Source organism: Maritimimonas sp. 2405UD52-3 (assembly GCF_056591715.1).
This window is the reverse complement of record NZ_JBWQOL010000003.1, coordinates 40,259-60,508: the sequence shown is the minus strand read 5'-3', so window position 1 is coordinate 60,508 and position 20,250 is coordinate 40,259. Positions and strand designations below refer to the sequence as shown.

At 33.6% G+C, this 20,250-nt stretch carries 18 protein-coding genes; 5 read left to right on the top strand and 13 right to left on the bottom strand.

Annotated elements, in window-relative coordinates; translation table 11 throughout:
- Positions 1-80: 80 nt before the first annotated feature.
- Positions 81-275: a 30S ribosomal protein S21 gene (gene rpsU / locus AC1EU5_RS08115; protein ID WP_480191879.1), complete on the bottom strand. Its 195-nt coding sequence runs from the start codon at positions 273-275 to the stop codon at positions 81-83.
- A gap of 129 nt (positions 276-404) precedes the next feature.
- On the opposite strand from rpsU, the gene AC1EU5_RS08110 reads away from it, so the two are divergent.
- On the top strand, positions 405-1,382 hold the full coding sequence (locus tag AC1EU5_RS08110; RefSeq protein ID WP_480191878.1) for an endonuclease/exonuclease/phosphatase family protein: 978 nt from the start codon (positions 405-407) through the stop codon (positions 1,380-1,382).
- A 105-nt stretch (positions 1,383-1,487) separates the two neighbouring features.
- On the opposite strand, the gene AC1EU5_RS08105 is transcribed toward AC1EU5_RS08110, so the two are convergent.
- The 10 genes from AC1EU5_RS08105 to AC1EU5_RS08060 all read right to left on the bottom strand — a co-directional run bounded on the left by AC1EU5_RS08105 (position 1,488) and on the right by AC1EU5_RS08060 (position 14,696).
- Positions 1,488-1,958, bottom strand: coding sequence for a DinB family protein (locus AC1EU5_RS08105; RefSeq protein WP_480191877.1), 471 nt, complete (start codon positions 1,956-1,958; stop codon positions 1,488-1,490).
- Positions 1,959-2,053: 95 nt separating this feature from the next.
- Complete coding sequence (locus tag AC1EU5_RS08100; protein WP_480191876.1) at positions 2,054-2,710, bottom strand: hypothetical protein; 657 nt, start codon at positions 2,708-2,710, stop codon at positions 2,054-2,056.
- A gap of 181 nt (positions 2,711-2,891) precedes the next feature.
- Entirely contained in the window at positions 2,892-4,055 is a 1,164-nt protein-coding gene (locus tag AC1EU5_RS08095; RefSeq protein ID WP_480191875.1) for an acyl-CoA dehydrogenase family protein, read from the bottom strand.
- Positions 4,056-4,178: 123 nt separating this feature from the next.
- On the bottom strand, positions 4,179-6,680 hold the full coding sequence (locus tag AC1EU5_RS08090) for a zinc-dependent metalloprotease (protein ID WP_480191874.1): 2,502 nt from the start codon (positions 6,678-6,680) through the stop codon (positions 4,179-4,181).
- A gap of 154 nt (positions 6,681-6,834) precedes the next feature.
- Positions 6,835-8,502 carry a hypothetical protein gene (locus AC1EU5_RS08085; RefSeq protein WP_480191873.1) on the bottom strand — a complete coding sequence of 556 codons (1,668 nt, stop codon included), beginning with the start codon at positions 8,500-8,502 and terminating at the stop codon, positions 6,835-6,837.
- Positions 8,503-8,688: 186 nt separating this feature from the next.
- Positions 8,689-9,258 (bottom strand): hypothetical protein, encoded by a 570-nt coding sequence (locus AC1EU5_RS08080; protein WP_480191872.1) that lies wholly within the window; start codon positions 9,256-9,258, stop codon positions 8,689-8,691.
- Positions 9,259-9,374: 116 nt separating this feature from the next.
- Positions 9,375-10,805, bottom strand: coding sequence for an SLC13 family permease (locus AC1EU5_RS08075; protein WP_480191871.1), 1,431 nt, complete (start codon positions 10,803-10,805; stop codon positions 9,375-9,377).
- Between the two features lie 93 nt (positions 10,806-10,898).
- A complete protein-coding gene (lysS, locus tag AC1EU5_RS08070) occupies positions 10,899-12,596 on the bottom strand; it encodes a lysine--tRNA ligase (protein ID WP_480191870.1) in 1,698 nt (565 codons plus the stop codon).
- 40 nt (positions 12,597-12,636) lie between these two features.
- Positions 12,637-13,533: a tetratricopeptide repeat protein gene (locus AC1EU5_RS08065; protein ID WP_480191869.1), complete on the bottom strand. Its 897-nt coding sequence runs from the start codon at positions 13,531-13,533 to the stop codon at positions 12,637-12,639.
- Between the two features lie 101 nt (positions 13,534-13,634).
- Positions 13,635-14,696 (bottom strand): helix-turn-helix domain-containing protein, encoded by a 1,062-nt coding sequence (locus AC1EU5_RS08060; RefSeq protein WP_480191868.1) that lies wholly within the window; start codon positions 14,694-14,696, stop codon positions 13,635-13,637.
- Positions 14,697-14,814: 118 nt separating this feature from the next.
- Between AC1EU5_RS08060 and AC1EU5_RS08055 the strand changes: the two genes are divergently transcribed.
- Together AC1EU5_RS08055 and lipB are read left to right on the top strand one after the other, a co-directional pair.
- Positions 14,815-14,973, top strand: a complete 159-nt coding sequence (locus tag AC1EU5_RS08055) for a YqaE/Pmp3 family membrane protein (RefSeq protein WP_480191867.1) — start codon at positions 14,815-14,817, stop codon at positions 14,971-14,973.
- Between the two features lies 1 nt (position 14,974).
- Positions 14,975-15,685 (top strand): lipoyl(octanoyl) transferase LipB, encoded by a 711-nt coding sequence (gene lipB / locus AC1EU5_RS08050; protein ID WP_480191866.1) that lies wholly within the window; start codon positions 14,975-14,977, stop codon positions 15,683-15,685.
- A gap of 159 nt (positions 15,686-15,844) precedes the next feature.
- On the opposite strand, the gene AC1EU5_RS08045 is transcribed toward lipB, so the two are convergent.
- Positions 15,845-16,894, bottom strand: a complete 1,050-nt coding sequence (locus tag AC1EU5_RS08045; RefSeq protein ID WP_480191865.1) for a nucleoid-associated protein — start codon at positions 16,892-16,894, stop codon at positions 15,845-15,847.
- A 426-nt stretch (positions 16,895-17,320) separates the two neighbouring features.
- Between AC1EU5_RS08045 and AC1EU5_RS08040 the strand changes: the two genes are divergently transcribed.
- Positions 17,321-18,055, top strand: a complete 735-nt coding sequence (locus AC1EU5_RS08040; protein ID WP_480191864.1) for a LytR/AlgR family response regulator transcription factor — start codon at positions 17,321-17,323, stop codon at positions 18,053-18,055.
- Between the two features lie 8 nt (positions 18,056-18,063).
- On the top strand, positions 18,064-19,989 hold the full coding sequence (locus AC1EU5_RS08035; RefSeq protein ID WP_480191863.1) for a tetratricopeptide repeat-containing sensor histidine kinase: 1,926 nt from the start codon (positions 18,064-18,066) through the stop codon (positions 19,987-19,989).
- Here the strand turns inward: AC1EU5_RS08035 and AC1EU5_RS08030 are convergent.
- The gene (locus tag AC1EU5_RS08030) at positions 19,986-20,180 is read right to left on the bottom strand and encodes a hypothetical protein (RefSeq protein WP_480191862.1); all 195 of its coding nucleotides are present in this window, start codon (positions 20,178-20,180) and stop codon (positions 19,986-19,988) included. The two genes, AC1EU5_RS08035 and AC1EU5_RS08030, sit on opposite strands and share 4 nt — an antisense overlap.
- Positions 20,181-20,250: the final 70 nt, after the last annotated feature.

Here is a 20,250-nt window from a genome sequence, read left to right as displayed (position 1 = left end):
AAAACCGTTAGCGAAACAAAGCTACAAATTGTCTTTGTGAATTGCTAACGGTATATATTTGGCTCAGCCTAAATTTTAGACTATAAATCTTCTTTAGACTGCAGTCCTTGAACGTACTGAGCTTTTAATAACTGCTGACGCTTAGATATTGAAGGCTTCGTAAAATGCTTGCGCTCACGTAACTGCTTCATTGTTTGAGTTCTCTGAAATTTACGCTTAAAACGCTTTAGCGCTCTATCTATGTTTTCTCCATCTTTTACCGGAATTATTAACATACTTTAGCACCTCCTTTCATGTCGTCTATCTATTTGTTTTTTTAAGTTTTGGGCTGCAAAGATAAAAAGAATTTAAACACCAACAATCTATAAGGCACTTTTTTGCAGTAAAAATGTATCTTCGTACGCATGAAAAAACTAGTCAGATTTACTGCTTCTTTTTTATTGATATTACTACTCTTTTCAGCAATCTTTTTTTTCTGGGCCTCTTCGCCAAAATACGCAGAAAAAGACTATAGCAAGCTTATTGTTAATGAGCATCAAAAAGAAATTGCTATAGACTCTGTGTTTAGCATTGTCACCTATAACATAGGCTACCTTAGCGGGATGACAAATAATAAAGCTATTGAAAAACCAAAATCATTATTTGATACTAATCTTAAAAAAGTAAAACAATTGTTCGATTCGTTAAATGCAGATATTTTAGCGTTTCAGGAAATAGATTATAAGTCTGCAAGGTCTTATGAGGTAAATCAGCAGAATGAAATTGCTTCTTTAGGATACAATTATATAGCAGAAGCCGTAAATTGGGATGAGACCTATGTACCCTTTCCTTACTGGCCACCATCCATGCATTTCGGTGAAATGCTATCAGGACAATCTATTTTAAGTAAGTACCCTTTGCTAGATCATGAGCGCATTGTGTTGGAACGTGTTGAAGATTCCCCTTTTTACAGAGACGCTCTCTATCTAGAACGTTTAGCCCAAGTAGCAAAAGTAAGGTTAGATAGTAAAGAAGCTATTCTTATTAACATTCACCTAGAAGCTTTTGACAAACCAACTCGTGTAAAGCAGTTTCACTATGTACTAGAACTCTTTAAAAAATATGCTGCAAACCATCCAACAATTTTATTAGGTGATTTTAATAGTGAAGCCAGAAATGAAGATGCTGTAATTCAGGAATTATTGAATATGTCGGAGGTTGGCAATGCAGCATTTAACAAAAACAATATTGCAAACACCTTTAATACCAAAGATCCGTTTAAACGAATAGACTATATCTTCTACACTAAAAACTCTATTGAATATATTGATGGCAGTGTGCTTCATGAATTTGGTGAAGCTTCAGATCACTTACCTGTAATGATGAAATTCCGATTAAAGTAATTTATTTCGTCATTACGAGTGAGGCACCAGTGAAGTAATCTCAATATTTAAAAGACAGATTGCTTCTCCGCAAGGGCGGGTCGCAATGACGAAATACTGTTCATTTTATTGCTCTAAAACCATCTTCCTAATCAAAACGATTTGCCCTAAGTGGTAGTAAGCATGCTCTATCATCATATTTATATTACTAGTATAACTACCGTATTTCTCATCTACAAAAATGGAGCTCAATTGCTCGTCATCCATGTTCTCGATGTGCTGCGCAAACTCTTCTGCATTGCTTAGTAAGCTATTGACCAAATCTTCCCAATCTTTTTCTGAAGTAAGTGCAGGAGCATCAAAACTATACTTATCTCGTATCTCTAGATTTCCACCATTCAAAACATTAAGTACACCATCTAAATAATAATTAATATGAAAGGTCAATAAGGCAATGGTATTTAATGATAATACTCTTTGAGTAGCTTGCTGCCAACTAATATTGGTAAGTTGATCTTTATAATTGGTAAAAGCAACCATTTTACCATTTAAAAAGACTTCTTTAAAACGTTTTGCTAATTGATTTGATGCTTTCATACTGTTATTTCGCTTGTTGGTTTGTGTATGATTCCTTGTACGGAAATTCATTAGAATTTCCCATAGGGGATTATACACCGTATGTAATGCGTATTCTACTCCTTCCTCTGCGCTATTAATTCCATTGGCCCAGATGGAATAGCATATAGTTTTAAAAATTCTCTACTAACTTCCTTAATCGGAATCGATCCGCTTCTTTTTCCGTTATGATACATTGAAACAAAATATGTCGAATCAATTTTTTCGATTATTCTTTTATCTCCTTCTTTTCTTTTAAACATTTTTAACATTTCATCATCCCAAAGTTCCTTGTTAAAATTCAGTTCAGATTCCATTCCATTTTCATTTACAGTGAATGTCATATTTTCTATTTCCTCTTTCTTCAGCGATGTAACTGTTGGTCGTAGTCGATAAAAATCACACTCAAAAACTACATCTTTATCATTAGATTTTCCATTCATAAATAATTTCAAATGGTTCTCACCAATAACTTCATATTCTGCAAATTTTTCATTTATTGTAGTCAAGAATTCGTTGTTTTCAATTTTAAACTTTAGTGCTTCTTTTTTTAATGTGAAATCGGTAAAAAAGTTAGCGATTGAATCTTTTATATCCAATAGTTGGAACCCAGGAGAGCCTCTACGTCCATCGCCAGATCCAATATCTTTCAACAACCATTTCCCATTAAGGTTTTGTCCATTAGCTGAGCTAAAAATCATCATTGTCAAAATTATAATTAATATTCTTTTCATATGCATCGTAACAATTAAGCTAAGAAGAGTTTTTAATACTGAAACCATCACGATAACTATCGGGACAGCACAAGTTCCATTTAGCGACCGATACTGAAGCGACCCTTCGACTCCGCTCAGGTTGACATCTTCAGCACAGATAAGCGAAGTTCGAAGAAATTCCATTAAAAAGCAAACTAAATTACTCCAAAGTTTGCTCTCCAAAATAATCTTTGATATCTATGTTAGCCATAGGTTGCAAGACGCCAAAGACTATTTCTTTATAAATTTTGTTGGTGATGGAGCCAGGAGCCAAGAAAGAGGTCCCCATCAAGTGACGTGTTTTCATAACTATTTCTTCAGCAGTGTGTGTGGCATTGTATTTTGCTAGTACCGTAGCTTCAAACAATTGCTCTAACAATTGAGCATTATCCTTTTTAAACGTATTGAATTTTGCAGCAGCATTCTCACACAATTGCATAACAGTCTTATATTGAATAAAAAGTTCGCCCAATTGCCTTCTAAAATCTTCTGATTCAGAAAGTTTTATGTCGTTCTTTATCTTTTGTTCACTGAACGCTATTAGTTCCTCAAGAACCCGTTTACTTGCACCTAAATAAGGAGCTGGCACCAGGCTTTGAAACCAAGAACGTTGGTATACTAAAATTTCACAACGTTCATCTTCTGCATTGTCTAATTTGATTACATTTCCATTATCAACCTTTACATTTTCAAATCGTACTGACTTGGTAAAAGAGCCTTGCATCGTATCACCAAAAGCAGCATCAGAAAATTTTATATTCTTATCCTTAGCTGAGATAAAAAAGATAGCCTTTCGAGCTGCGTCACCCTCTGGTAATTCGGTAGTAAACACCAAATAATCAGCCACGCCTGCCAAAGACATATAAGGTGCTTCCCCATTGATATAGTAATAATCTTTATCTTTTTTGGCGAGTATCACTTTTTCACCGGATACATCTTTAAAGGTTCGCACCGACCCCGTATTGGCAATAAGTAATTTCTCCTTTTTAATTTTTTGCAGTAACATCTCTCGCTTCCAATACTCCTTACTTGTTTTTGAAAACGGATATGTCGCCATTGACGCCAACACATAATAATGCATAGACAAGGCCACAGAAACAGGAATGGAAATAGAACCCAACTCATGAAGAATTTGAAAGGTATCCTCATATACCTTTTTGGCATTCTTCTCATAACAAGGAATAAATGGAAGCTTCGTTGATTTGAACTGCTCATAAAACGTATGATAATCCTTCGATTCTTCTGCTTCTTTTAATTGCGTTAATAGCAGTGATAGATCACCAACATTTTCATTTGAAGTGTCACTCTTAAGCAGATTATACATACCGAATAGTTTACAATCTATTCGACGAGTTGAAAAAGAAAATGTTACAAACAAAAAAGCCTCAAATAAATTTGAGGCTTCATGACCTTTCGACTGCGCTCAAGGTTACATTTTATATAATTTTTATTTCGGATCTAAAATCAGATCAATTCTTTCTAGAGCATCTTGTAAATGATACCTACTCATTCTATCTCTCGTGATTGCAATAGAAGCCCTAATATCTCTTTTTAATATTTCTAGTTCTGCCCTAGCCACCGAACGAATATCAGACTGACTAATATTTACCCGTGTAGGCTTAAAGTATGGACTATTAAAATTAGGTAAATTCTGCTTCTCAGCAGTCATTAAATGTTTTAATCTGTCTATATAAACGCGTTGTAAATTTCTTCTATAAGTATCAATCTTTCTACCTGTTCTTAACTCACTCCAAACCCCTCTTCTTAAATCATTCATCATATTGATCAAGGTATAGGCTTCATTACCATTTAAAGTTTCATTCTCAACAATACGCGCCATTCTACCAAAATCTAATAAATTATTCAAGGTACGTTCTTGCAATCTCCTGATGCGCTCAACTGTACCTGTATATTCCGTCTTATCAATAATGTCTTTATCAATCATCCACATGGGCGTGGTAAACAGCTGCTCATTTAAGAATTTCATGGCATCCATCTGATGGCTTTTTGGAACATGCGTATACACTACTCCATCTTGATCTGCAGTCTTGTAATATTCATAAACACCACCAATGTTATTTGCTACATGACCCATATAGCGATTGAATTGAGCCAATACCTGACCATGCATGGTCTTCAAATCGGCATAGGTTTCACCATCCTTAGTTGTCCATTTTTCTAAATTAGGAACGATGCGTTTTAAATTAGCAATTCCATATAGACTGGCTTTGATAGCATCATCACCTAAATCTTCTGTTTGAGAGCTAGGATCAACTACACTAATTACCTGCTGATGCCCAAAACGATACATAGGGTCTCCTGCGTGATCGGTAATCCACTTATCTAAGGTTTTCTTCTCATCTCCAGCTGTTTCTGCATCTAAGATTGGACGGTAGCCCCAACGAATGGCATGCTTATCATACACTCCAATATTAGGCATTAAAGCTACACCTTCATCACCAGGTTGTGCTACATAATTAAACCGTGCATAGTCCATGATTGATGGCGCTGTACCATATTTCTGGGTAAATGATGCTGAACGTAGTGAATCAACAGGGTAGGCTACACTACTCCCCATATTATGTGGCAAACCTATGGTATGCCCTACTTCATGCGCAGATACAAACCGAATTAATCTACCCATCACCTCATCTTTAAATTCCGTAGTTTGTGCCTCTGGGTTTATGGCTGCAGTCTGCACAAAAAACCAGTTACGGAGCAAGGTCATAACATTGTGATACCAGTTGATATCAGATTCTAAAATCTCGCCAGAGCGAGGGTCACTTACATGCGGACCATTGGCATTAGGAATAGGAGAAGCTAAATAACGTACCACTGAATAACGTACATCCTCAGGACTCCAGTCAGGATCTTCTTCTTTAGATGGAGGGTCTTTAGCGATAATGGCATTTTTAAATCCGGCTGCTTCAAAAGCTACTTGCCAATCTTCAATACCTTGTTTGATATACTTTCTCCATTTCTCAGGAGTTGCTCTATCAATATAATAGACAATTGGCTTTTTGGGTTCTACCAATTCACCACGCTTAAACTTTTCAATATCCTCAGGTTTCACTTCCAATCGCCATCTATCTAAATAGCGAACCGTTTTACTTTTTTGAGCTTCATCTCCATAATCTACCTGGCCTCTAGCAAACCAGCCTACACGTTCATCAAAAAGCCTACGTTTCATAGGTTCTTTTGGCAGTAAGATCATAGAATTGTTCATCTCAATCGAAACCGTACCAGTACTTGTATTTGAAGGTGGTGATCCTGCGTTATATGTTTTTACATGACGTGCTTCAATATTTAAAGGGTAACTCTTTACGCTTTCAATAAAAGATTTATTGGCGTCTAAACGAGAAATTTTGTATTGTTTTCTTCTAAATTCTGGCATTCCTAAAGCCTTCACATCCTTGTTGAAAAGATCAGTCACATCAATAACTGATGCCGTTGAATCTTTACTAAATGCTTTAATAGGAAACGTATATAAAACAGGTTCAAAATTAGAATTCACTACTGCCTCATGTACAGGTAAAGAATCAGCTGCCACTACTTGATGTGATACTACTCTCAAGACAATTTTTTTTCCTTTTTTCTGCCAACGCAGTACTTGTGTATTAGCTTTACCTCCACCAAAACCAATACCCGATGCTGTTTTGGCAATTCGCATAACCATGAGCATTTCACGTTCTAATAATGAATCAGGTATCTCATACAAGAACTTGTCATCTACCTGATGTACTTTGAAAAGACCTTCGTCTGTCTTTGCGTCTTTGGTGACCACTTTACCATAAGGTTGAATTGCCCCTTTTTTTGGCTTAGGTTTAGGAACGGAAGCTTCTGTTTTTCCTTTCTTTTTCTTCTTTTTTGATTTTTTTTGCGCTATTCCATCGGTTGAAAAACCAAAAAGCAATAACAAAATTGCGAATTGAGTAAGTCTTTTAATCATATGATAAGTTTATTAGTTGTTAGTCAGTACTTTCATCAAAAAGTTACTGATGCCGAAATTATAAAAGTACCTGCGATTATTTCTTAACAAAATGTTAAAGAAAAAGCCGGCACTAAGGCCGGCTTTTAACAAAATAAAATAACAAATTACATTTTTAATTGGTTCCACTTGCACAAGCTTTATCATATTCTTGTACAAAAGCCAATAAGCTATCTTCATCATTGGTAAATGAGCCTTCTTTGGCCAGCTGCGCTAACTCAGGACAGTCAGCTACCAGTTTAGCTAATTTCTTTTTAAACCCTATAGTATATGACAATGAGGACGTTGACTGTCCTTTTTTATCACCAACTTTCTTGATCACCAATTCTTTTTTATATCTGTATAGGTTCAATCTTTTCCCTTTATGGATGACTTTACAAAATAAATATCTGGCACCATCTAAGCTTACTACATTACCTTGAGATTGCTCATCAATGGCAGAATTAAATTTCACAGCTTCATAGGTAGATCCATTTGCTTTGAAGTATGCATTCTCCCTGGCAAAATATCCTTTATTTTTTGCTTCACCTTCATCATCTAAATAATACATTCTTACAATATTTTTGTGATAGTTTGTAAGATCTAAACCATTAATATCAACACCTTCTTCAAGTTTTAATTTTAGCTTGCCTTCAACCACAGTACCCTCTCCTTTGTTATAAATTGCGTCAACGAAAACTTCTTTTTTTTCAGGGCCTGCAGCAACCTCTTGAACCGTACTTGCAACTCCATCAGAGTTGATTCCGGTAATATCTGTAGTTTCAACGGCAAAGTGTCTTGTCTTCGTTTGATTCGACTCAAATTTCTTCGTTAAATCTTCAACATTTTTGATATAGCTTTTTCCATCTCCTTTATCATAATCATTTTCAATAATTTTATTGGCATATTCCAACACTTTCTCTGGCATTTCTGCATAATAATACATCTTAGCTATATTATAGTAAGAGGCGAAACGCATTTTTCTATGCTTACGCTTTTTTACTTCACTATACTTAGGAATAATGCTTTCAAAATAAGCAACAATTGGTTTCATTTCTTCTTTTATGAAGTCAACCGGTTCATCATATTTCATTTTAGAAAACATGGCCTTCATATCTTTAAAAGCCTTTTGATGACCTTCATAGTCGCTGTTCTTTTTAGAATCTAAAATCCACATTTCTGTGTTATGATTCTTCACAACATAACCATACTTACTGTTTATCTTGCCATTAATATTACTTATCACATTTTTAACGAATTCGTCGGCAAAATTATCACGAAGTTCATACCTATTATTATTGTAATAATCTTGTGCTGCTCTTCTTGATGTATATTCACTACCTTTAAAAACATTGTCTTTCTTTCCAACTGCAATATATCTTACATTTTGCTGTCCGTTTTTACCTATTTTATAACCTCCTGAGGTGATATAAGTAACAACAGGTCTGTAATAATATTTTCTTGAAGTTACATTGCCCTCTTTGTCTTTTTTAACCTCTTCTCTTTTAACAATATCAACCTTATCTATTATTATTTTGTCAATTCTAGCAGAAATAAGAACGGTACCATTATCATTTACTTTTTCGAAGCCTTCAAGCACAACATTATCTTCTATATTTCTTACATGAGCATAACTATTTGTTGCACTAACTGAATAGGTTCTCATAGATGCATCTAAAATTGGAGCATAAGGTAGTCGTACATAAGATACCTTTACATACTCTCTATCTAAATCAACTTTTTGAGCTATGCTTGAAATCGCGCTCAAACACAACACGACTATTAGTAGGGATTTTTTGATCATTTTTCGGTTACTTTTTGGTTTATAATTTTTAACTAGGAACTCAAACGACTAAAAAATTATATTATTACAATAGAACTAATTTTTGTTAAAATTGTAGTGCTTGGGGTTAGTTTCCTCAAAGTACATAAAAAAAGCATCTGAAATTTCAGATGCTTTAAGTAAAAACCTATAAACCTAATCAACCTTTTATCTTCTGATTTTTCTGTTAGCTCTTTTGGCCTTTTTAAAATTTTTCTTTGCTCCTTTTTGTGCCTTTTTAGCCCCTTTAGGCTTTCCGTTAATTATTACTCCTTTCTTATTACCATTAGCATCTTTAACTCCATATGCCCTTCGTTTGGTGCCATCTGCTTTGTTCACTCCTACAGCTCGTTTCTTTGTTCCATCAGGTTTATTAACACCAGCAGCTCTATACTTATCACCATCTACTTGATTAACACCTACCGCTCTTTTTTTAGTGCCATCAGCCTTATTCACACCAGCTGCACGTTTCTTGGTTCCATCTGCTTTGTTGACACCAGCTGCTCTGTATTTATCACCATCAATCTGATTCACACCCTTAAATTTCTTTACATCACCATCTGCTTCCTTACGCTTTACGGAAAGATGTTTATTTCCTTCAGCATCCACACCTTTTTTAACAACTGTAGTGTTACCATTTTTCTTAACTACTTTTGTCTTTTTCTTTTGTGCCATGCTTTCTACTGAAAATAAGAAAGTAACAGCTGCAACAAATAGCATTATTTTTTTAGTCTTCATAATTTCAATTTTTTGGTTGTACGGTTCTAAGACTAAACACTTTTGAAAAGGTTTAATATCCCAATAAAAAAAATTTAGTTATCAGATTTTAATTTGTTAGAAATGAAAAGGAATATTTAAAACAATAATGGAATTACAAACTGAAATAAAAGAATCAAAAATGCTACAGATATCAAATTCAGAATAACCCCTGCGCGAGCCATTTGATGTACCTTAATATAGCCACTGGCAAAGACAATGGCATTAGGAGGTGTAGCCATAGGCAGCATAAAAGCACAGCTACTTGCAATAGTTACAGGGATGAGCAAATGTACTACTGGAATACCTAACCCAATAGCGATACCGGCTACTACAGCAGCTAGGACAGCAATTAGAGCTACATTACTCATCAACTCCGTCATAAAAAGCATTAGTAAAATCAAAAAAGATGCTGTCAATAGAATACTTATGTTGCTTGATGCGATAGCACTAGAAACCATATCAACTATTCCACTGGCAGACATGCCTTTGGCAAGTGCTAAACCACCGCCAAAAAGAATCAAGATGCCCCAAGCCAATTTTTCGGTGTCTTTCCATTCTAAAATAAATTCACCTCTTTTAAAATTAAATGGAATTGCAAAAATGGCAATGGCTCCTGTCATACTTATAATAGTGTCAGACAATTTTAAACCAGGGAAAATGTTATTGATCACAGTTCTAAAAATCCATAGAAAAACAGTAATACCAAAAATTAGCAATACCATTTTTTCTTTAGCAGAAATTTTACCCAATTTATTTAATTCCATATCAATAACCTCCGTAGATGCATTAAATTGTAAATCCCTATTGGGGAACATCCATTTAGTCAACACAAAATAAATGATAGTAATCATGATAATAGAAAATGGCAACCCTAAGACCATCCATTTCAGAAAGGATATTTCTATGTTGTATTCATTCTCTAGTAAACCAATCAACACCGAATTTGGCGGTGTACCAATAACTGTAGCAACACCACCTGCATTAGCTGAAAAGGCAATACCGAGCATTACAGCTAGGGCAAAATTCTGATCATTTTTAGTAAATCCATCTTCATCGTCTATCAATAATTGAATTACAGAAAGCGCTATTGGTAACATCACAACAGTACTTGCCGTATTACTAATCCACATACTTAGTAAACCCGTAGCAATCATAAAACCAAGAATGACTTTGTTTGGAGTGGTTCCAGTTAGTTTTATAATATTTAGTGCTATGCGTCTATGCAGATTGACTTTTTCTAATGCCAATGCCAATACAAATCCGCCAAAAAACAGGAAAACTATAGGACTACCATAATTTGCTCCCACATCAGCTAAAGGCATTATTTTTAGCAAGGGAAACAATACTAAAGGTAATAGTGCTGTTACAGAAATAGAGACGGTCTCGCTAATCCACCAAGTAACCATCCAAAGGGCGACCCCTATAACAGCATCACCATTTTTAGAAACTAATTCAAAAGGTAAATTAACGAGTATAAAAAAAAGTAGTGGCCCCAAAAGAAGACCTATCTTTTTTGAGTTTGGCATGAGCGAATATAAGTAGATTTCAAATAAAAAAAGGAATCACAAAATTGTAATTCCTTTTCTTTTATCTAGATTCCTGCCTCCGCAGGAATGACATTACTCTACAACCTCAACAAATAGACCTTCTTCCGTTTTATTCACTTTTGCCAAATTGTTTTTTGTTAAGTGCTTAATGGTTTTATCCCATTTTTTATTACTTAAACCAGATTGCGATTTTAAAGTAGTCAAATCAATTTTTTCTTCTTTTTGAAGAATTTGAAAAACATTTTTTTCTTCATCATTTAATTCTACTGAAGGGGTTTTCTTTTCCGGTTTCATTTGCGGAAAGAACAATACCTCTTGAATTGATTCATTATTGGTCATAAACATGGTTAAACGATCAATACCAATACCAATACCAGAAGTTGGAGGCATACCATATTCTAAAGCACGTAAGAAGTCCTGATCAATAAACATAGCTTCATCATCACCTTTTTCAGATAACTTTAATTGATCTTCAAAGCGCTCACGTTGATCTATAGGGTCATTTAACTCAGAATATGCATTGGCCAATTCCTTACCATTTACCATTAATTCAAAACGTTCTGTCAAGCCTTCTTTTGAACGGTGCTTTTTTGTTAATGGGCTCATCTCAACAGGATAATCAATAATAAAAGTTGGTTGTACATAATGCGGTTCGCACTTTTCGCCAAATATCTCATCAATCATTTTACCAATTCCCATTGTTTCATCAACTTCAAGTCCTAATTTTTTGCAAACATCACGAACTTCACCCTCGCTCTTTTGATATAAATCATAACCTGTATGTTCTTTAATAGCATCCAGAATACCAATTCTTTGGTATGGCGCTTTATAATCAATTACATTTTCACCAAACTGAACTTTAGTTGTACCATGAAGCTCTAACGCAATCTTTTCTAGAAGTTGTTCGGTAACATCCATCATCCAATTATAGTCTTTGTATGCTGCATACATTTCCATAACTGTAAACTCCGGATTATGGGTTCTATCCATTCCCTCATTTCTAAAATCTTTAGAAAATTCATAAACGCCATCAAAACCGCCAACGATTAATCGCTTTAAATATAATTCATTGGCAATACGCAGATATAATGGCATATCTAAGGTATTGTGATGCGTAATGAAGGGGCGTGCTGCAGCACCTCCAGGAATTGGCTGAAGAATTGGTGTTTCAACCTCTAAAAACCCCATATCATTGTAAAATTGACGAATGACATTGGTAATCTTTGTACGCTTTACGAAAGTATCTTTAACCCTTGGGTTAACTATTAAGTCAGCATACCGCTGACGATAACGCAATTCCGGGTCATTAAACTCATCATATACGTTACCATCTTTATCAGTTTTAGGTAGTGGTAACGGACGTAATGCTTTTGTAAGTACAGTAAAATCCTTCACCATCACTGTAGTCTCACCCACCTGTGTTTTGAATAGTTCACCTTCAATACCAATAATATCACCTATATCAAGCAATTTTTTATACACTTCATTGTATTTGGCTTTGTCTTCACCAGTACAAATTTCATCACGATTAAAATATACCTGAATACGTCCTTCGGCATCCTGTAATTCAGCAAATGAAGCTTTCCCTTGAATTCTGCGACTCATCAATCTACCAGCTATGACCACACGTTTCCCTTCAATATAAGCGCTCTTGATCTCCTTCGAAAAATTCTTTACCGGATATAAATCTGCAGGATATGGGTCAATACCTAACTCTCTTAATTTAGCGAGCTTTTCACGTCTTACGATTTCTTGTTCTGACAATTGCATTCGTGTAATTTTTAAGATTGCAAAATTACACTATTTATGCTTAATTGCTACTACCTGAAAGTGCACTTTTTAATTGTTCTATTTTAGAACTAAGCCTTGAATTATCTGGATTTATTTTTAATGCTTCTTCATAATATGATAAGGCCTTTTTTTTATCATCTAACTTTAAATAAGTATTTGCTAAACTCATATGGGTTTTAGGATCATTAGGAAATAACATCATATTTAATCGTAATACATCTAGAGCCTTATCTTGCCTATCGGTTGTTGCTAGAATTCTTGAGTAAGTATTCAAGGCATACATGTTTTTTGCCTTCATTTTATAAGCCTCAACTTGACTCAATGCTTTTTCATAGAAATCTTCATTCTCAATAATGGCATTCAACTCATCAACAATACTATAGTTGGGCACATAATTATTTCTAAGAATTTGTAATGTATCATCTTCTAGAGAGGTCACCGGATGCTCTACAATTCTGTTCGCTTCTTTTCCATTTTTATAAAAAATAAATGTAGGCACCCTATGGATATTCAATCCTTTTTCTTCATGCCCAGGGCTCTGTTTATACATATCTTTTTCACTGCTCACCGCAACCATAGTTAATTTATCATTAGGGAAATTGAGTGCATCAAGCACCTTTAAAAATTGAGGAACCTCTCTCCTGCTGTCACCGCACCAGGTGCCCATAAACAGCAGTATGGAATATGCATTCAGGGTATTTGAAATTTGATCAATAACAGTTGAATCAGGTTTGTATTCATTATAACCACTTAAAAACCAATCTTTATAATTTTCTGAAGAAAGCCCTTCTATATTTATTTTACCTAAGAGGTATGGTTTTTTACCTTCTTTACTAGTTTCTTGATTCAAGGTTTGTGAACTTGAGTTGCAGGACCATAAGATTCCTACTACAATGCATAACATAATTCGCTTCATGATTTAGATTATTTTAGATTACTAAAATCAAAAATTCTTTTGCTGATACCTTAAATCTTGGGTTTGAAACTGGTACTAGACCCTAGGTGGAAATTTAACAATTAGTTGTTTAGCAACACCTTAACATCCTCTCGTGAAGATATCTTGAGCTTCTTATAGATGTTGTTAATGTGGGTTTTCACGGTGCTCACACTCACAAAAATCTCTTGAGCAATTTCTTTATTGGTCTTATCCTGTAGGATAAGATCAACTATCTTCTGCTCTTGTTTGGTCAATTGTTCTTTAAATTTCGATTTGCGCTGCTGTTTTAATCCTTTCCATTTTGACCAAAAGAAGAAATTAAGTAGTAAAGATAAAATCAGCAAGCTTCCTAATACATATTTCCAAGGAAAATGAATGGAATGTTCAGTATTTGAAGTAGCAAATTTATCAGACGCTAATTCTATTTCATACTGTTTTTCGTAAGATGTTTCGGGGTATTCTGTTTTTAATCGTTCTAATAGTGACTCATAATACGTATTTGACTGCACATCTTCTATGTAATATGAATGTAGGTCTGTTGATCTATCTGATAAGTAATTATAAACATAAAGCTCTGCAAGGGGCTCATTTAAATCTTCCCCAAACTCCTGTAGTTTACCAAACCACTTTTTGTTATTCAACTTTTTATTGGCCTCACTTCTAAAATTGCTATAATCATAATTCATCAATTCCTTTAAAGAATCAATTTTAAATACAGACTTTGCATGCGCACTTTTTGATGAAATACTGCAAAACATCTGATCGTCAAAAGAAGATGGAAAACCAATCGTATCTTTATTATTCGCAATAAAAACAATATGACTGCTAAACTCGCAGCTACCGTTAAAGTGATTCTTATTAATTTCTCCATCAGAACAACTATCAATATGAATACGATAAAGCCTATTCTGTTTATCTAAATTATCACCCCTAAACTCAAAATAGTTATCCTCAATATTTACTTTATTGATTACTTGTTCCTCAAAGATGCCGTCCATCTTTCTATAATCGTCAATTAATGAAAGGTATGCCGTTCCATGAGCATTTTCATCTTCAACATAGCCACTAAACATATATTGAGCTTCTAATTCTGATAAAAACAGCATTAGTAAAAGAAGTATAAAGAGTAATTTCTCTTTCATAAGCACGAAGCTACTATAAAAAATTTGTTTTAAAAAGAAATAGCAAAAACCGTAACATTCATAGGGTTTTTACTACCAATATAATGAAGTCTAATTAACGTATATTTGTAGTTTATTTATGGGATGTTTTAGAGTGTTGTTATCCATTGTGTGTCCACCACTAGCAGTTGTTGATAAAGGATGTGGATCAATAGTCATTGTATTTTTATTGACACTTTTAGGATGGATACCGGGAGTTTTGGCAGCGCTTATTATTTTAAACAATCCTGACCGATAATATGCAACAGATATATTTAAAAGATTTAGGAAGTAAAGACTATAAAGAAACCTGGGATTATCAGGAAACCTTATTTGATGGTATTATTCAAATAAAACGTAGCAACAGAAATGAAAATCTCAATCTTCAAACACCCAATTATTTTCTATTTGTAGAGCATCCTCATGTATATACATTAGGTAAAAGTGGTGATTATGGTAATTTACTACTTCAAGAAAAGCAACTAGAAGAAAAAAGCATTTCTTTTTATAAGATCAATCGTGGTGGGGACATCACCTACCATGGCCCAGGACAGATAGTAGGATATCCTATTTTAGATCTTGACAATTTCTTTAATGATATAGGCAAGTATATGCGTTCATTAGAGGAAGTCATTATTAGAGTTTTAGCCTATTATGGGCTGAAAGGTGAGCGAAGTAAAGGTGAAACAGGAGTTTGGCTGGATGTAGGCACTCCATTTGCAAGAAAAATATGTGCCTTAGGCGTGCGAAGTAGCAGATGGGTGACAATGCATGGTTTTGCCTTAAATGTAAATACCAACCTTGGGTATTTTGATCATATTATTCCTTGCGGTATTAAAGGAAAAGCAGTTACTTCATTACAGGCTGAACTTAACAAAGAATTAGATCTTGATGAGGTAAAGCAAAAAATAACGAGTTACTTTAAGGAAGTTTTTGAAGTTGAATTTATTAAAGAGAAGGTACAGATTTAATATAGTGGTCATTGCGAACGAAGTGAAGTAATCTTCTCATAAATATGAGATTGCTTCGGTAAATCAAAATTCACCTCGCAATGACGACACCCCTAAAGTCCCCTCAAGAGGACAATTCTATTTTATAAACTTCTCTTTGGGAAGGGTTAGGGATGGGATTTAATCTTCCTCATTAAAGTACACCTTGTAATATTTCATTTTCTTTTCTTCATCATAGCCTTTTTCTAAATATTCTTCGGCAGCATCTGGTGCATCAACATCTAATTTAATTTGAATGTTAGTATCGAGTTTGATCTCTGTTTTAAAAGCTCTTTTTTGTTTTTTTAGAACCGCCTCTGCTACTGAAAATTGATTTAATACTACAAGATTATTAGTGTCTTGAAATTGTGTTTTATAGTCGTCAAATAAATGTTTATGTTTTTCTTCATCAAAAACAGAATCTTTAAAATCATGAACATTAACCGTTTCATTTTCTTTAAAGAAATCAACTGTTCTAGCCAAAAACTGATTTTGCTCTTGATTCCCAAATTCTTCTTTAACTATTTCTTCAGAAAAATCCTTACAAAGCTCTAAATAAACTTGTGTATGTCTGTTATTGTCATTTGCATATTTAATGTTCAAAAAATTTTGAATCCAATATTGGGCATCATAATTATTGGTGTCAATAGACAAAACGGTATTTCCTTCATCATCAGATGAGTTTAAGATCAAACAACCTTTGTCAAGTTTCTTGGTACTGATGCCCTTTTGTACAAAAACATCAAAACTATTATTCTCTAAGTAGGTTTGAAAGAAATCAAGCTTGTTTTCAATCTTGAAAATTCCAAGAGCTTGTGTAGTAGTATCACGATATTCAATATCCTCAAACAAAGCCACAATAACATCTCCTGTTTTAATCTGCGCAGAATTAGATTGTTCATACAAGTGTTGGACGATATTCTTGGAGACTTCAACAAAAATGTTATCATCTTCAAACACTTGTTTTGAATAGCTATTCAATTCATTCAGACTAATATCAGCATGATGATGAAATCTATAACTTTCAACCACATTTACAAAAGACTTCAATAAAAAAGGCAGCATGATGTTGTAGCTGTTTTCATCAAATGTTACTTCATTTTCGGAAAGTACATTGGTAGCCTCATTAAACTTATTGCCAACTTTATGAATGATGAATTTTGAAATTTCAGCTTTACTCTTTTTGATCATGGTTAACAGAATTAAGCTGCGAAAATAGATGTTTAGAAGCGTACTAGAATTTTAGAAACAAAGTTGTTTTTAACAATTCAACATTTTAACATGTCATTTATGGTTCAAATACAACTAATAAAAAAAGGGGAAATACTTTCCCCTAATCACGATAATAAATTCTTTTTCATAACAATTCAAGTGTCTTAGTCATAGCTGTATTCTTTTCATAGCACGCTTGATAATTGTTACACAAATCTCTGCAAATACACCCTTCTGCGCAAGCTACTTTGTATAAATGGTATAAATTTCTGTATAATCTTCACTTTCTTGACAATAATTTCAATCCTTTACAATTAATGACCATTTATACTTAATTTAGTGCAAACTATACATGCTTTTTAGATAATAAGCAAGCATTCATTAAATTTGATTAAACCTACCCAAATGCTTAAAGCAGTAATTATTGATGACGAACCTAAGGCCATTCAAGGTTTATCTTGGGAACTATCCAATTTTAGTCAAGAACTAGAAGTGATTGCTACATTTACCGAGCCTGAAAAGGCATTACATTATTTAGATAACACCTCTATAGATTGTTTGTTTTTAGATGTGGAAATGCCTACCATGGATGGGTTTCAATTTTTAGAAAAAATTGATAAAAAAGACTTTGCAGTTATTATCACAACGGCCTATAATGAATACGCTATTAAAGCACTAAAAAAGGAAGCAGTAGATTACTTGCTAAAACCTATTGATCCTGATGATCTAAAAGAAGCTGTTACTAAGATCAAAAAGTATAATTCAAGAATTGTTAGTGCTGATAAGTTTGAACGTATTTTGTTAAACTTTAATGAAAAACTGAATCACAAAAAAATTACCTTCAATACTGATGGAAAGCTTATTTTTTTAGAACCCGACGATATTATTTATGCTGAGTCTGATGGTAACTATTCCACACTTTTTTTAAAAAACGGCAAAGATATTCTCTTAACAAAAAAATTAAAAGAGGTGGGCGAACTCCTACCGGAAGATTCTTTTTTTAGAATTCATAATTCATTTATTATTAACCTCCACAAGATCAAAGAATATTTAAAGACTGATGGCTATGTGGTATTAGATAATGGCAAAAAAATACCCGTTTCGAGACAACGAAAATCTGATTTTCTTGGTAAATTCTGAAAAAATTAATGAAAAAAATTATTTACATAGCTATTGTATTACTTTTTTCTTTTCATTTTGTTTATGCGCAAAAGAAAAGACCTTCTCTTGAAAAAAGAATAGACAGCATTCTTAAAATAAGACCGGAAACTTATAAAGAAATCAATGATATTGTACGACCATTTAGAAAGGATACTACCCAGCTACGTACTATTATCCAACGATTTGACCAAGCCAATTACCTTATAGGTAAAACCTATGCTTTAAACATTCTTGGTACTAGCTATCGAAATTTTTCTGAACCTCGTAAAGCTATAAAAATTCATAGAGAAGCATTAAAAGTAGCTGAAGAAGCAAACAGTGTTGAATTTAGGGTGTTTAGTTTAAACATGCTAGGAGTTGACTATAGAAAAGTAGATGCTAATAGAACTGCTTTAGACTACAATCAAGAAGCATTGGCCTTGGCTGAAACTGTCAAAAATCCAGGGTTAGGTTTACGAAGAAGTATTGCTGTATCTCATAACAGTATGGGTAATATTTATCTACTCTTAAAACAGTATGATCTAGCCATACAGCAGTTTCTTCAATCACAGAAAATTGAACAGAGCATTAATAACACTTTAGGTTTAGCCATCAACAATCAAAATATTGGTTATGCAAAGGAACAGAGTGGCCTCCTTGACGAAGCCTTAGAACATTACCGAAGCTCTCAGGTTATTAATAATTCTATTAACAATAGAATTGGTCAGGTTATTTGTAACGGTAGTATGGCAAGAGTACTCATCAAACAAAAGAAACCTAAAGAAGCAATTGCAATTATTGAGGAAAATCTTCCAAAGGCTATAGATCTCAACAACAAAGATTACTTATCTACACAATATATTTACTTAGGATGGGCTAACACAGAGACTGGCAATTTTGCTGAAGCGGAAAGAAATCTATTAAAAGGCTTAAAAATAGCTCAAGAGTACGGTATTTCGCCAGCTATTTCAGAAGGTTTTACTCATTTATCAGAGCTATCTTCTAAGAAAAGGGACTATCAAAGTAGTTTAAAGTATTACAAATTAGCCGAAGAATTTGATGAAAAAATATCCGATGAACGGACTACACAATATGTAAATGATCTTATCATTAAATATGACAGTGAGAAAAAGAATAATCAAATTGAAGTATTAGCCAAAGAAAATGAGATAGCGCGTTTAAATCTTAAAAAAAATAGGAACATATGGTTGATTAGTTTAATTGCTCTTACACTTTTAGGTGTGGTACTCTACTTTTTATATAGGCAGCGTCTTTTAGGAAATGAAAAACGAATCTTAACACTAGAACAAGATTTGTTGCGTATTCAAATGAATCCTCATTTTCTATTTAATGCCTTAAATTCAATAAAGTTATATATCATTAACAATGAGCAAAAGAATGCAGTACACTACTTGAATAAGTTTTCTAAACTGATTAGAAAAATATTGGATGCATCAAATGTTAAAGAAACTTCTTTAGCAGAAGAGCTGGAAACTATGAATCTATATCTTAGTATAGAAAATATACGATTTGGCAATGAAATACAATATGATTTTCATGTAGATCCATCAATTCAAACAGATACAATTAAAGTCCCTCCATTGGTATTACAGCCCTTTTTAGAAAATGCTATTTGGCATGGACTATCTTCAAAAAAAGGTGATAAAAAAGTCGAAATATTTGTGAAACAACCTAATAAAAGATTTATCGAAATTGATATTGAAGATAACGGTATAGGCAGAAAAGAATCAGCAAAAATTAAAGCAAAAAAGGTGATTCATAGAAAGTCAATTGGTATTAAACTGACCACGGAGCGATTGAATAATTTTGTAAAGAATTTTCAAAATACTTTTTCATTATCTTATAAGGATCTCGTTGATGAAAATGACCAAGCCTTAGGTACCAAACTAACTTTACAATTACCTTTGTATTAAGCGCTTCTTTTTTTGAACATATTAGATTTTAATTTCTTGATATCTAATGTAGCCTTTCTATTCGTCTTTTTTAATATGGCTTGAAAACAGTAAATTACTAATACTATACGCTTTATAAGTGCAGTAGCACCAGCACTCACAACTTTTAAAAAAGAAGATAGAGATTCCATCATTGTAATAGAAATATTCATAGCAAAATTTTGAAGCTAAATTAGGTGTAACTTACTTTCGGGTCAACAGGAAAAACACTAATTATTTAAG

Bases quoted from the DNA above. Each gene is read 5' to 3' on its own strand.
- rpsU (WP_480191879.1), bottom strand. From the start codon at position 275: ATGTTAATAATTCCGGTAAAAGATGGAGAAAACATAGATAGAGCGCTA.
- AC1EU5_RS08110 (WP_480191878.1), top strand. From the start codon at position 405: ATGAAAAAACTAGTCAGATTTACTGCTTCTTTTTTATTGATATTACTA.
- AC1EU5_RS08105 (WP_480191877.1), bottom strand. From the start codon at position 1,958: ATGAAAGCATCAAATCAATTAGCAAAACGTTTTAAAGAAGTCTTTTTA.
- AC1EU5_RS08100 (WP_480191876.1), bottom strand. From the start codon at position 2,710: ATGAAAAGAATATTAATTATAATTTTGACAATGATGATTTTTAGCTCA.
- AC1EU5_RS08095 (WP_480191875.1), bottom strand. From the start codon at position 4,055: ATGTATAATCTGCTTAAGAGTGACACTTCAAATGAAAATGTTGGTGAT.
- AC1EU5_RS08090 (WP_480191874.1), bottom strand. From the start codon at position 6,680: ATGATTAAAAGACTTACTCAATTCGCAATTTTGTTATTGCTTTTTGGT.
- AC1EU5_RS08085 (WP_480191873.1), bottom strand. From the start codon at position 8,502: ATGATCAAAAAATCCCTACTAATAGTCGTGTTGTGTTTGAGCGCGATT.
- AC1EU5_RS08080 (WP_480191872.1), bottom strand. From the start codon at position 9,258: ATGAAGACTAAAAAAATAATGCTATTTGTTGCAGCTGTTACTTTCTTA.
- AC1EU5_RS08075 (WP_480191871.1), bottom strand. From the start codon at position 10,805: ATGCCAAACTCAAAAAAGATAGGTCTTCTTTTGGGGCCACTACTTTTT.
- lysS (WP_480191870.1), bottom strand. From the start codon at position 12,596: ATGCAATTGTCAGAACAAGAAATCGTAAGACGTGAAAAGCTCGCTAAA.
- AC1EU5_RS08065 (WP_480191869.1), bottom strand. From the start codon at position 13,533: ATGAAGCGAATTATGTTATGCATTGTAGTAGGAATCTTATGGTCCTGC.
- AC1EU5_RS08060 (WP_480191868.1), bottom strand. From the start codon at position 14,696: ATGAAAGAGAAATTACTCTTTATACTTCTTTTACTAATGCTGTTTTTA.
- AC1EU5_RS08055 (WP_480191867.1), top strand. From the start codon at position 14,815: ATGGGATGTTTTAGAGTGTTGTTATCCATTGTGTGTCCACCACTAGCA.
- lipB (WP_480191866.1), top strand. From the start codon at position 14,975: ATGCAACAGATATATTTAAAAGATTTAGGAAGTAAAGACTATAAAGAA.
- AC1EU5_RS08045 (WP_480191865.1), bottom strand. From the start codon at position 16,894: ATGATCAAAAAGAGTAAAGCTGAAATTTCAAAATTCATCATTCATAAA.
- AC1EU5_RS08040 (WP_480191864.1), top strand. From the start codon at position 17,321: ATGCTTAAAGCAGTAATTATTGATGACGAACCTAAGGCCATTCAAGGT.
- AC1EU5_RS08035 (WP_480191863.1), top strand. From the start codon at position 18,064: ATGAAAAAAATTATTTACATAGCTATTGTATTACTTTTTTCTTTTCAT.
- AC1EU5_RS08030 (WP_480191862.1), bottom strand. From the start codon at position 20,180: ATGAATATTTCTATTACAATGATGGAATCTCTATCTTCTTTTTTAAAA.